We start from the raw sequence: 12320 nt of genomic DNA on the forward strand, positions 1-12320 counted from the left end.
TTATCCTATTAGTCACGCCCGAATGCCATACATTTTAGTTCCTTATAATCTATGTATTACCAAATGAAAGTGTTATGATATTAAATTATTAACTTAATAGGAGGCTTTGTTTTGAAGAATTTATTTAAATTACTTATAGTAACGATCATACTTGTGACCTTACCGATTGCTAATGGAGTTTCCGCACATGCAGCTACATTCGGAAAAATTATGTGGGGGAAGACAGAATTAAAGATTGGACAAATTGGAAAAGTAACTGTTTTGCAAGATACTACTTTAGTTAAACTGGAATCTAATAGTACCCTAACGACCATTCGCACTCTAAAAAAAGGTGATGAATATAGGGTGTATAGCTACAAATCTAGTTTTAACGGATTATATGGAGTCGGAGCAGGAAGCTTTGTGCAAAAAAACGCAAAGATAAAATACGAAACACCTTCTAAGAAAAAACTAGAAATATTAACTTTTCAGAACCTTTTCCAAGAAGCAAGACTAAAACAAAATAGTACTACACAAGGCACTTATACAAGACAGGATATACTCACACTTTTTAATACTAATTTCACAGATGAGTTTACTTCACAATTTATATCTAGTAGCATGTCAAAAAAAGAAATGAATGGTGTTACACATTATTACTTCCCACAAGGGACTGACTTTATTAACACAAGTTTTTTTGTAGAGGAAAACTTGAGCTGGACAGAAAAAACAACAATTACGCATGAACAAACAATAACTGTAGATAAGGACAACCAAAAAGGTGTATCCAATATTGTAAAAATAAGCGAATATCGAAAAGGAAACGAGACCATTAAACCTTATACTTATACGATTACATTAGTAAAAATGGATAATGGAGGCTATAAAATTGTAGACATCCAAAAACAATTTGGTACATCGAAGTAATCTACTTATTTCATGTTTATCCCTTAATTGTAGGCGGCCGAAGATACATTTTCGGCTGTTTTTTCGTGTTATCTCCTTTAAATTCTCTTATTTTAAAAATTCTATAGAAATCTCTTTTACAGTAATACAAGTCTAATATCACTTTAGTTACTAAAGGTTTTAGTTGTGAGCCTCTATCTATCATAGTTATTTTATTCTAGATTTGTGTGTCTTTGTTTCAGACACAGACACTTCAAAGTTTTGGTAACAATACTTCTATGCTAGTTCCTACATTAACTTCGCTTGTAATTTGGATAGAACCTTTGTGTGCTTCTATAATACTAAAGCTTATAGTCATTCCTAAACCAATCCCTTTTTCTTTTAAACTATGGAAAGGGTCACCAATGTGTTGTAAATCACTTTCTTCCATTCCACAGCCATTATCCTCAATCTTAACGGCTAAATACTTCTCATTCTTCTCATATATAGAGATGTTGACTTCTCCATTTATAGTGATTGCTTCTAAAGCGTTTTTTAGAATATTTATAAACACTTGTTTTAATTTACTTTCATTGCAGTATGTATTGAATTGATCGAGGTCAGTCACGTTTATTTTCGTATTTTGTTGGGATGCTTTTATTGAAAACAATTGAACGACTTCTCTCACAATAGTATTAATGCTTTGATTTGCAAAGATAATGTCTGTTGGTTTTGCAATCATTAATAGTTCGTTCACAATGCTATTAATACGATTAATCTCGGTTATTAACAGGTCAATATGCTGATCCATTTTAATGGTTTTCTCTTGTCCCATCTGCAAATATCCTTTAATAATTGCAAGAGGGTTTCGAATTTCGTGAACAATACCTGCAGATAGTTCACCTAGTGCAGACATTTTTTCGGATTGTCTTAACTTTTTCTCTGTTTCTTTTAAACTGGTTATATCTCTTCCAATAACGACCAATCCTTTTCTGGAACCATCATTATTAAAAATAGGCACTTTAAATGCATCGAAAATTTTATTGGAACCATCTCTTAAAGGAACTGTTTCTTCGCATCGACTTACCTTTCCAGCCTTCCACGCATCTTCGTCCGTATCTATACAATAAATCAAAGCATCATGATAAAAATCTGTATGTTCTGCCATCTCTTTATCTGTTTTACCTTTATAGTCGATGCCTTCAAGCTCGAATAACTGAGCACCAAATTTATTTATTTGAAGCCACTTTCCTTCCCCATCTTTGAATGAAACGAAGTCTGGCATCGTATCAATTAACAAAGAAAGTTTCTCTTTTTCTTCTTCCATTTGTTTAGAATCCCTTAAGTTCTTTATTAAAACAAATAAAAGAATAGCTGTAAGGAGAACGAACAAAAAATCATTGAATTTCTCCAGAAAGAGAATTTTTTCATCCGAAAAGTTAGATATGCTTAAAAAATAATCAGTACCAATAACCCAAATAGGTCCTATTATTACATATAAAAACGGTATTATTCGAAAAAAATCAGTTTTGATTTTCATTGTTTTGGCTCCTTAATGCAATTGGTTAGCTAATTATGTTTAGTTATATTGTCACATAGAACCCTGGATTCAGCAACATAATACAAGTGAGTATTATATCAATTTAATTGTTACAATTATACCTTAGTTTATTGCTTTCACAGATAAGTTAGAGAACTATTTATAGCAGCAAAAAGTGCCAACTTAAAAAGTTAGCGCTTTTTGATATACATAAAACAAATTTAGTTTTTTCTTACACAGGAAAACATCACTAACTCAGAAACAAATAAAGTAAACCACCGATGACAGATATATAAAGTAAAATTTTGCTAACAATTTTTGTGACTTTACTCATCGCACCTACAATTAGTTCAGCCACTGCGCATAGTCCGAGCTCAAGAGCACTTTATTTGATACATCATTATCAGGAAAAAAAATGTAGCTTATGTAGGAGACTACGAGCCCGAACGCTACATTCGATAACAGAACAATCCAATGATCCCCAACTCTTTTTCCATATAGCATTGCTTATGCAATCACGCCAGCCGCTGCTCGTAGATAAACATGAATTTAGTAATAGTCCCATAACCTTTTCCTACTCTCAATAAAGATACTTCCAAGTTTCATATACTTCTGTATTCCCACGGCGAAGATAAAGTATCCATTTTTAGTTGTCAGAACTAAAAATGTTTTTTTAGATAATTGTTTCTGTCACAGTGCCCCCCTGAAAACAAATACCTCTTACACTCTAATCACTCTAGTAGGAGGTATTATTGGTTAAAGAATCTTGATTTTTTCAAAAAACAATGCAGTAAAAACTTTTGAAGTAGTTAAAGATAACAGTAAATGAACATGCAGAAAAAGTAGTGATATTTTTAATAGAATCCCTCCCAGCAACAGTATATATTTTCATCATGTACAGTTCTATTAGTTAGGGCATGTTATTTACCAACGCTCCACTTATACCAAATTACCTATTAACAAATTAGTTAAATGGTCTTATAATAAAATAAAATATAACAACAATAGGGACATTAAGATGTACGAAAAGGAATTTCAGAAATATTATTTATTCTAAAATCAATCATGTTTGAAAAAATATCCTCTTTGCAAAAGTTTAGAGAAGAAAGGGATTTTTCTAGTGTTGAAAACTGTTATATTGCTGATGTTAGGACTTATAATAGTATGTTATAAATTAAACTCAGTGCGGCTTAAGTTACAACAGCAAGTAAAATATTTTAATCCCATGTTACAAACCGTAGAAAATTCAAAGGATATCCTTTATTACTGCGAAGTAAAACCAAAGTTAAAGTATCGATATTTAAGCCCTGTAATAGAAAATTTTTTAGGTATTAATTCATTAGAAGAACATCTTAAAAATCCAGATTATTTCTATGAGATAATCCATCCGGATGATTATAATATCGCTGCGGAAAAAATATCTGGTAAGTCTGACTATAGTAAACCTATAGTAGTTAGATTGAGAAATGACGAAGGTAAATACATATGGTTTGAAGAATACGCTACGCCTATATACGAAAATGGTGAATTCGTTGCTATACAGGGGGTTTATAGAAATATTGATGATCGAATTTTATTGCAACAACAGTTGGAATATAAGGTTACTCACGATGCATTAACAGATACTTATAATCGCGAACACTTTGAAAATCAGCTTCAGAAGTACAATGAGAAAGTAGATGTTTCAATAGCCATCATCATATGCGATCTAGACGAATTAAAGATGATAAATGATCAGTATGGACATAAGGTTGGGGACAATTTAATAAAGGAATTCGCAAAATTATTAATGCAATCCGCGAGTGAAGAGGTAGAGGTTGCAAGAATAGGGGGAGATGAATTCGCAATTACACTAATTAATACAGACCCCCTACAAGTAGAAACGTTTTTGGCTGAAGTACAAGATAAAATAGATTATTTCAACGAAACAACTGTTTCATTTAACATAAAAATGTCTAAAGGATATGCTTATCATTTTTCATCAATTGGTAAAATGGAGCACTTGTTTGTAGAAGCAGATAGCAAAATGTATAAGGAAAAAAATAAAAAAATGTCTAGTAGATTAAAAAAATTGAAAAGACGCAGTACTAAATAAGGAACTGCATCTGTTTAATTTTTTCAATTATCGAGTAACTATGAAACTTTGGACTTTGAATATCTCAAAAGAATACAGAAACAAAATCAGAATTAATAATGTTAAAAGAGTGGTTAAGTCAACTAGAAAGAGATTTTCAGTAAAAAACCGATTAAGTTGAGGTCACTGAAAAGTTCAGACTCTGTTTCTAATTATGTTTTTTTGTCCTTTTGGAATTATCTTTTACATAGGGATACGTCTTTAAAAACAATAATACCTCCTACACTTTAATCATTCTAGTGTAGGAGGTATTATTGTTTATAAATAATCTTAAATTATAGTCCATTGTCAGAGTAGTTTAGAATTGTTTCTGTCACAGGGACGCGTTTTGACAGGGACGCGTTTTGTGGGAAGCTTTTCAAAAGGATGATGGGAAAATCGGTTGTGCACCCATTTGTGTCACAACATAAGAAGCAACATTAGATGCGTATACAATACTGTCTTTTAATGAGTTTCCTTGACATATAGCGACCGCCAAAGCACCATTAAATGCATCTCCAGCCCCGGTTGTATCTTTCACTAGAACTTTGTTTGCGTTCACTCGTCCATGCCCATGCTCATTCATGTAAAAAGCACCTTTTTCCCCTAGAGTGACGACTATTGCTCCCACACCTTTTTGAAGTAATAAGGAACATGCTTGCATCAAATCCTCGTCTGTTTCCGTTTTCAACCCAGTCAGTACTTCTAGCTCCGTTTCATTTGGTGTTAATATGGAAACTTTACTCAATAAAGAATCATTTAATTTTTGAGCAGGAGCAGGGTTTAATATAATATGTACACCTTGAGATTGTGCAATATTTGCAGCAAGCTCGACTGTAGTTAATGGAATTTCCAATTGTAAAAGCAGGATTTTACTACTTTCGATTATTTCTTTACTGGCTTTAATTTGTTCAGTCGAAACAAGAAAATTTGCACCAGGAAATAGAACGATTGAATTTTCCCCGGTGTCGGCAACTTGAATAAATGCTTGCCCCGTTATTCCAACTGTTCTAATGGCGGATGTATTTACCCCTTTTTCTTGCAAGTTGTGTTTCACTTTTACGCCGAAGTCGTCTGCACCAACGTTCCCTATAAAGTTAACTTTTGCTCCTAATTGTCCAACCGTCACTGCTTGATTTGCACCTTTTCCACCAAAGAACAGTTCATGTTGAGTACTGTGCAACGTTTCGCCAGCTTTAACAATATGCGGAACACGGTATACAAGGTCCATATTGGTGCTCCCTACTACTGTAATACTCATAACTTGTTCCGCTCCTTTCATTTCACTCTGCTAGTCACTCTGCTAGTATTTATCGCTTGTATTAGTTGACCTTTCAATAAAATTCCAGGAGGGAAACCAAGTAATTTTGCCATTTGAGCAACAGCAGGAGGTTTTAACATACTTTTTTCCAGAATTTCAGCATTATAAAAAATATGTTGAGCGTTATCGTCTGCAACTAGTTGTCGGTTAGCCATCACTACAATTCGTGTAAAATATTCCGTTACAAATTCCATATCATGTGTAATGGTAACAACTGATTTTTGTTTTTCCTCTAGCACTTGTAGTAAATCACCTAAAATTTGCAATCCTATTTTATCTTGTCCTGCAGTAGGTTCGTCTAAAATGATAACATCAGAATCCATTGCTAATACGGATGCGATTGTCACGAACTTTCTAACAGAATACGGTAAATTATATGGGTTCTCTTCAGCATATTCAGATATTCCACATAACTCCATAGCCCAATTAGTTAGTTCGTCTACTCGGTCCGGCTCAAATCCCATATTTTTAGGACCGAAACGTACTTCGGATTCCACATCATTATGGAATATTTGATCGTCTGGATTTTGAAATACATAGCCTACCTTTCTTGAAACTTGTGCTGTTGTATGATCTTTTGTATCCCAATCACCTACTGAAACTGTACCTTCTGTAGGTTTCAACAATCCGTTCATTAATTTAACCGCAGTCGTTTTTCCAGCACCATTTTGTCCTACAATTGCAACACGCTCTCCTGTAGAAATAGAAAGAGTAAGGTTTTCTAATGCTTTTGTTCCATCTGGATAAGAAAAGCTTACATTATTCAAATGAAGTTCAGTCATTTTTGCTCACTCCAGTCATGTTTAATGCTTCAGCTAGTTCGTTATCTCGGATTGGAAGAAAAGAGAGTGGTAATCCAGATTTCTGTAATAGAAGTGCTACTTCTGTTACATGAGGATATTGAATTTCATATTTTTCAAATTCAGGATTGGCGAATACTTCTCGCACAGGGCCTTGTATTACTAACTCTCCTTCATGCATAACGAGTAAATCATCCGCATATTCCGCTATCAAATCCATTTTATGCTCAACTAAAATAATTGTTTTTCCACGTTCTTTCATTAAGCGGATAATCTCAAATATTTGTTCTGTTCCAATTGGGTCAAGCTGAGAAGTAGGCTCATCAATGACCAAAATTTCTGGATCCATTACAATAATTGATGCAAGTGCGACGCGCTGTCTTTGTCCACCAGATAATTCGAATGGGTTTTTATCGCGTAAATGTTGAATCTTTACAAGCTTTAATACTTCTTCGACGCGCGCTATGATTTCTTCCACTGGAACGCCCAAGTTCTCTAATCCATATGCTACTTCCTCGAAAACATTATCTTTAACACCTGACACTTGAATAAAAGGATTTTGAAATACATATCCTACTTTTTCTCCAAGTTGCCCAAGTTGATAATCCGTAATATTAACTTGATCTACTAGTACGTTCCCTTCTAAATCCCCTTTATAAAAATGAGGAACAAATCCACGAATTGTGTTGCATAATGTCGTTTTTCCAGATCCGTTATTCCCTATAATGGCAGTTAACTTTCCTTTTTCGATAGAAAATGAAATATTCTTTAATGTGAAATCATCGCTCACTGGATATCGATAAGATACATTTTTTAGGTCAATCATCGTTGTCATAGGAAAAACCTCCATACAAGTAGAGCTACAAAAATAATCACATAAACAATCGGTAGAACTCGATCAGCACTACTTTTAGTTAATTGATGCAAACTAGTCTTTTTTACTGGTGCAGAAAAAGCTCTAGACTCAAGCGTAATTGCTCGCTCTTCTGTTCCCGCAATCGAGGAGAGGATGAGAGGCGTTAATGTTGGTATAAACCCTTTTGCGCGTACTAGTAATGAACCTTCCGTTTCTACCCCTCGAGTTTTTTGCGCTTCCATAATTGTATTTGCTTGACGACGCATTTCAGGAATAATTTGAAGCGTCGATAAAACTACATAAGCACCCATTGGTGGTAGACCTTTATCTTCTAATGATTTAACAAAATCACGTACTTCCGTCATTCGGAAGAATAAGATAAAAGCTGACCCTATTGCTAGAATGCGAGAAGTTAATAATAGACCGTAATTCAACCCTTCTTGTTTAATTTTGAGAAATCCCCATTCCCAAAGTATATTTTCGCCAGGGTAAAAAAACATCTGCATGATAAAAACAATCATTAACACACTTAATAGTGCTTTTAATACAATACTTATAAACTCCTTGGAGACACCGGCTATTACTGCTATTAGTATTAAAAAGGGGAAGATAGAAAATGCAAATACGTATCCCGGGAGAATGAGTACTATTCCTAAAATAAAAAGAGAGAAATAGAATTTAGTCATTGGATGAAGTTTAAGCAGAAAATTTTGTTTCAAATGCAATACGCCCCCTTAAAGAATAATCTCTTCTCGTCCACTTGAAATACTCAAAAGGATAACGAGAAGAGAAGAAATTACTATTTGTTTTTTCGTTTCATATATAAGTGTCCATAATTTAACTTTGATAGATATCGATCTGACATACCTTTTACAATAAAGTAAACGATTAATACAGAAACAACTTTATCTGCAACTTCTGTAATGAAGCTTGAAGAGAATACTGCTGTCCATAATTCTTGACCTGAAGCTAAGAAAGTAGCAGTAATTAAGGATGATGTACTTCCTGTAGCGCCACCAAATACTAGCACTGTAATCGGTGCGGATACAATAACCGCAATCAAAGTAATTACGATACCAGAAACAATTGTTTTAGGAATGTTTTTGAAAAATCCGTGTTTGGAAAGATAACCCGCTCCAACACCAATCGCCATAGAAGTTAATGCATAAGGTAAATAAACTGGGTTGAAGATAGCATTAATTAAATTTGTAATAAGACCTGCTAATAGAGCAACCCATGGACCTGCAATTACACCAACTAAAATTGTTCCAATTGTATCTAAAAAGATTGGTAAGCGAAGTACACTTGCTAACTGGAAACCTACTAGATTAACAGCTACTGCTATAGGAATTAGTAACATTGCCATCATATTAAAATCATCTTTAAAACTGCGTTTCATATTTTTCTCCCCTTTATTCAATTTTTTTAGCCGATTTGACGGCTCATTATCTTAACTGCATTAAGAAATTGTTCGACGAACTTCTCTCTGTGGACCGTATGAAGTACTTTTACATTATGCGGAAGCCCAGTTCGTTGTTCATAATCCACTACGGTAGTTCCAGCAGTCAGTTTCCCCTCCAATTCAACTGCTACAAAACAGTCATCCCCTTCAAATAATTCAGGTGTTATTACATAAGAGACCGCGCATAAGTCATGTAAACGAATACGATTTTCAAATTCAGGACTATGAAATGCGGTTTGCTTTGCAGTGTGTATATAAAAACGAAGCATTTTACCAATTTTTTGAGCAAAATCAGATCCAATTTCCTCAATACTCTCTAGTTCTTCCAATGTCACATAAGCTTTATGTGTAACATCGAGGCCACTCATTATAATCGGAATTCCTGATTGAAAAACAATTTCTGCAGCATGAGGGTCCACATACACATTAAACTCGGACGTTGGGGTCATATTTCCCCCCACGGCTGCCCCACCCATATAAGAAATATATTTAATTTTTGATTTTACTTCTGGATGTGCTAATAATAGTGCACCCACATTTGTTAGTGGACCTGTTGCAATGAGAATTATTTGCTCTTCACTAGATAATAATGTTTCTCTCATCGCTTGAATTGCCGTTCGTTCACTTAATTTAATAGTTGGTTTTGGGAACTGAACATCGCCAAGTCCATTTTCACCATGTACTTCATCTGCAATTTCTAATTTACGAAAAAACGGATTGTCTAGTCCTCTAGCAATCTCAATGTCTTTTTTCATATAACTAGTAAAAGCGAGTGCATTGTAAATCGTTTTTTCTTGCGTTTGGTTTCCTGGTTCTGTTGTGATTAACTTAATATCTAATTCAGGATTTGCAAAAGCAAGAGTTAGTGCCATTACGTCATCAATACCAGGATCACAATCAATAATTACAGGGATAGTCATTTCATTACACCTCATTTTATTTTTTTCGTACTTTCTCTAACGATTAAAGCTGGTTCAAAAACTACTCCTTCAGATGAATTGTTTTCAATTTCATTTATGAGTAGTTCGATTGCTTTTCGTCCCATTTCATATGTATCTTGTCTTACGGTAGTTAGCTTTGGGATCAAAGCAGTTACTAAAGGAATATCATCAAAACCGACAATGGATAGTTGTTCCGGAATTTGGATTCCTAGCTCATGAGCAGCTTGATAAATACCACATGCCATTAAGTCATTGCTGGCAAATATTGCAGTCACGGAGTTATGCTGTAGAAATTTCTTTGCTACTAGATAAGCTACTTCCATTTTAAAGTCACCAACTAAGATATATGACTTAGGAAGTTCTATAGAAGCTTCTGCCAAAGCGCTTTGAAATCCAGAAAGACGTTGTTGTGCATTCAAAATCTCTAAAGGTCCTGTCATACATGCAATTTTAGTGTGGCCTAAGTCTGCCAGATGCCTTCCAGCAAAGTACCCTCCTTTTTCGTTGTCTAAAAAAACACCTGAGTGGTTACTTGCTTCACCACCACGGTCAAATAATACATATGCTATTTTTCCGCTCTCCAACTGCTCTTTGCTAATCTGGGATAACTTATTTTTACTTGAAAGTAAAATCCCATCGACTTGTTGTTCTTGTAACAATCGTAAATAGTTTTCTTCTTTTTGGGATTGGTCGTCTGAATTACAAATAATGAGGCTATAATTTCTTTGATTTGCCTCATCTTCAGCACCTCTGCAAAGCTCTGGAAAAAAAGGATTAGATATATTTGGTACGATTAGCCCAAGCATATTGGATCGCTTTGTCACTAGACCACGCGCAAATTTATTGGGTTGGTAATTTAAGTCTTCCATTACCTGCAAAACTTTTTCACGTGTTTCTTTTGACATTCCTTCTGCTTTATTATTTAACACCCTTGAAACAGTAGTAATTGAAACACCTGCCTCTCTAGCAATATCCTTAATCGTTAATTTCCCCATGTATTATCACCTGTTCCTATGGTTAGGAAAACGTTTTACGAAAACGTTCCCTCTAATTAATTAATAGATTAATGTAAACGTTTACATTTGTCAACAAAATTTAGAATTTTTCGTGAAATGTTTGGATTCAATTTTGTTTTTCAGAGACGCATTTTAAAAATGGACAAGGTAGATTCTCAAATTCAATCACCAATCTCTAACTTGCTCCATAAAATATAAGATAACGACCCAACTTGTTCTTTCATAAAAATTGAAATAATACTAACTGAAAAAGGAGAAAATGGTCATCAAGTCTTTTATGGGACTTTTTAGCCTAGTGATGATTGTTTGTTTTAGTCAATCAGCATTAGTGAATGCAATGAAAGAAACACCGTATATAATCACTGAGGAAGGAATTATCATAGGAATCGCGCCACCAACAATTGAAGCCACACAATCTAAATCACTAAAAAATCTTACTGAAAATGCATTTATTAACTATATGATCACTAACAGTGAAAATAGTGCAATTGAAACTATTACGATCGTTCCCTCTCTTTATGGCTCTACTATAGAGATTCCTCTTGAATTTAAAAACGGAGAATATTTAGTTCTTTATCAAGATGATAATGGGAAAACATTTAATGCAGAAAATATTTATAATAAAGAGCACAAATCAATTGGAGTAATTACTACGAAAGCTGTAGAAAATTCCGAAAAAGTAAAAATAACTTCCAAAATCAAAGGAAGCAATACTATAGTATTATATGTAAATTCAAATGATCTATCAGAAGCTTTTAACATTGAAGTAGTAATAACCGCTTCCACTTATTTAACTTATTTTTCTAAAGGTGAATGGGTAAATAGGGGTGGAATTGAATCACTAAGCCTAACACACAATCCATTCCTTATTTCAGCAGATAACGATGGGGAAGCTGGCGTCAAAAAAAAGGATGCTTGGGATAAAGTATTATATGCTCATGGGATTAATACAACATGGTCGAATACAGAGGGCATGAAAAATCAATTCGATTGTCACTTCGATTTTGCCAAGAATAAAAATCCTTGGAACATAGAACCGGCAAGACCAAACAAAGGCTACTTTGCCACTGTTATAGCGGCATGCAATCCATAATTTCCCTGTGCGAGACACAATTAAATAAGGATTTTTTGGACGCAGGAAAAAAATTATAATATTCCCGATTTTATATTTACTTCTACTATTACATAGATTTCTGCAATAATCACAGAATGCCCAGCCTCTAGAACCAATATATCCTGCACCTCCTATTACTAAAATATTCAAGGTTACCCCATTCCTTAAGTGCTACAAATTTCAGTTAGTTTCCAGAATATTGTAGAATTTTTTCTTTCACGGTGCTTCACTCCTTCCCTCCCTTCCTAAACAAAGCGACTGATCCGTCTAGTTTATCTCTTACACGGGGTAGA

11 protein-coding genes are annotated in these 12320 nt (G+C 34.2%); 3 read left to right on the forward strand and 8 right to left on the reverse strand.

Annotated features, from left to right (window positions below):
- The first annotated feature begins 111 nt into the window (after positions 1–111).
- A complete protein-coding gene (locus ACTSKG_RS08365) occupies positions 112–906 on the forward strand; it encodes a hypothetical protein (protein ID WP_464757724.1) in 795 nt (264 codons plus the stop codon).
- Positions 907–1138: 232 nt separating this feature from the next.
- On the opposite strand, the gene ACTSKG_RS08370 is transcribed toward ACTSKG_RS08365, so the two are convergent.
- Complete coding sequence (locus ACTSKG_RS08370) at positions 1139–2404, reverse strand: ATP-binding protein (protein ID WP_464757725.1); 1266 nt, start codon at positions 2402–2404, stop codon at positions 1139–1141.
- Between the two features lie 1120 nt (positions 2405–3524).
- On the opposite strand from ACTSKG_RS08370, the gene ACTSKG_RS08375 reads away from it, so the two are divergent.
- Positions 3525–4499 carry a sensor domain-containing diguanylate cyclase gene (locus tag ACTSKG_RS08375; protein ID WP_464757726.1) on the forward strand — a complete coding sequence of 325 codons (975 nt, stop codon included), beginning with the start codon at positions 3525–3527 and terminating at the stop codon, positions 4497–4499.
- Between the two features lie 397 nt (positions 4500–4896).
- On the opposite strand, the gene rbsK is transcribed toward ACTSKG_RS08375, so the two are convergent.
- The 7 genes from rbsK to ACTSKG_RS08410 all read right to left on the reverse strand — a co-directional run bounded on the left by rbsK (position 4897) and on the right by ACTSKG_RS08410 (position 10892).
- Positions 4897–5778 carry a ribokinase gene (rbsK, locus tag ACTSKG_RS08380; RefSeq protein ID WP_464757727.1) on the reverse strand — a complete coding sequence of 294 codons (882 nt, stop codon included), beginning with the start codon at positions 5776–5778 and terminating at the stop codon, positions 4897–4899.
- A gap of 17 nt (positions 5779–5795) precedes the next feature.
- Complete coding sequence (locus tag ACTSKG_RS08385) at positions 5796–6620, reverse strand: energy-coupling factor ABC transporter ATP-binding protein (protein ID WP_464757728.1); 825 nt, start codon at positions 6618–6620, stop codon at positions 5796–5798.
- Positions 6613–7473, reverse strand: a complete 861-nt coding sequence (locus ACTSKG_RS08390; protein ID WP_464757729.1) for an energy-coupling factor ABC transporter ATP-binding protein — start codon at positions 7471–7473, stop codon at positions 6613–6615. The genes ACTSKG_RS08385 and ACTSKG_RS08390 overlap by 8 nt, the downstream gene beginning before the upstream one ends.
- Positions 7470–8213: an energy-coupling factor transporter transmembrane component T family protein gene (locus tag ACTSKG_RS08395; RefSeq protein WP_464757730.1), complete on the reverse strand. Its 744-nt coding sequence runs from the start codon at positions 8211–8213 to the stop codon at positions 7470–7472. Before ACTSKG_RS08395 ends, ACTSKG_RS08390 begins: the two co-directional genes overlap by 4 nt.
- An 80-nt stretch (positions 8214–8293) precedes the next feature.
- Entirely contained in the window at positions 8294–8893 is a 600-nt protein-coding gene (locus ACTSKG_RS08400; RefSeq protein ID WP_464757731.1) for an ECF transporter S component, read from the reverse strand.
- 26 nt (positions 8894–8919) lie between these two features.
- On the reverse strand, positions 8920–9876 hold the full coding sequence (locus ACTSKG_RS08405; RefSeq protein WP_464757732.1) for a nucleoside hydrolase: 957 nt from the start codon (positions 9874–9876) through the stop codon (positions 8920–8922).
- An 11-nt stretch (positions 9877–9887) separates the two neighbouring features.
- Positions 9888–10892: a LacI family DNA-binding transcriptional regulator gene (locus ACTSKG_RS08410; RefSeq protein ID WP_464757733.1), complete on the reverse strand. Its 1005-nt coding sequence runs from the start codon at positions 10890–10892 to the stop codon at positions 9888–9890.
- A gap of 280 nt (positions 10893–11172) precedes the next feature.
- Between ACTSKG_RS08410 and ACTSKG_RS08415 the strand changes: the two genes are divergently transcribed.
- Positions 11173–12006, forward strand: a complete 834-nt coding sequence (locus tag ACTSKG_RS08415) for a DUF2599 domain-containing protein (RefSeq protein ID WP_464757734.1) — start codon at positions 11173–11175, stop codon at positions 12004–12006.
- Positions 12007–12320 lie beyond the last annotated feature (314 nt).

It is taken from the genome of Psychrobacillus syltrankelensis, assembly GCF_055454035.1.

Bases quoted from the DNA above. Each gene is read 5' to 3' on its own strand.
- ACTSKG_RS08370 (WP_464757725.1), bottom strand. From the start codon at position 2,404: ATGAAAATCAAAACTGATTTTTTTCGAATAATACCGTTTTTATATGTA.
- rbsK (WP_464757727.1), bottom strand. From the start codon at position 5,778: ATGAGTATTACAGTAGTAGGGAGCACCAATATGGACCTTGTATACCGT.
- ACTSKG_RS08385 (WP_464757728.1), bottom strand. From the start codon at position 6,620: ATGACTGAACTTCATTTGAATAATGTAAGCTTTTCTTATCCAGATGGA.
- ACTSKG_RS08390 (WP_464757729.1), bottom strand. From the start codon at position 7,473: ATGACAACGATGATTGACCTAAAAAATGTATCTTATCGATATCCAGTG.
- ACTSKG_RS08400 (WP_464757731.1), bottom strand. From the start codon at position 8,893: ATGAAACGCAGTTTTAAAGATGATTTTAATATGATGGCAATGTTACTA.
- ACTSKG_RS08405 (WP_464757732.1), bottom strand. From the start codon at position 9,876: ATGACTATCCCTGTAATTATTGATTGTGATCCTGGTATTGATGACGTA.
- ACTSKG_RS08410 (WP_464757733.1), bottom strand. From the start codon at position 10,892: ATGGGGAAATTAACGATTAAGGATATTGCTAGAGAGGCAGGTGTTTCA.
- ACTSKG_RS08415 (WP_464757734.1), top strand. From the start codon at position 11,173: ATGGTCATCAAGTCTTTTATGGGACTTTTTAGCCTAGTGATGATTGTT.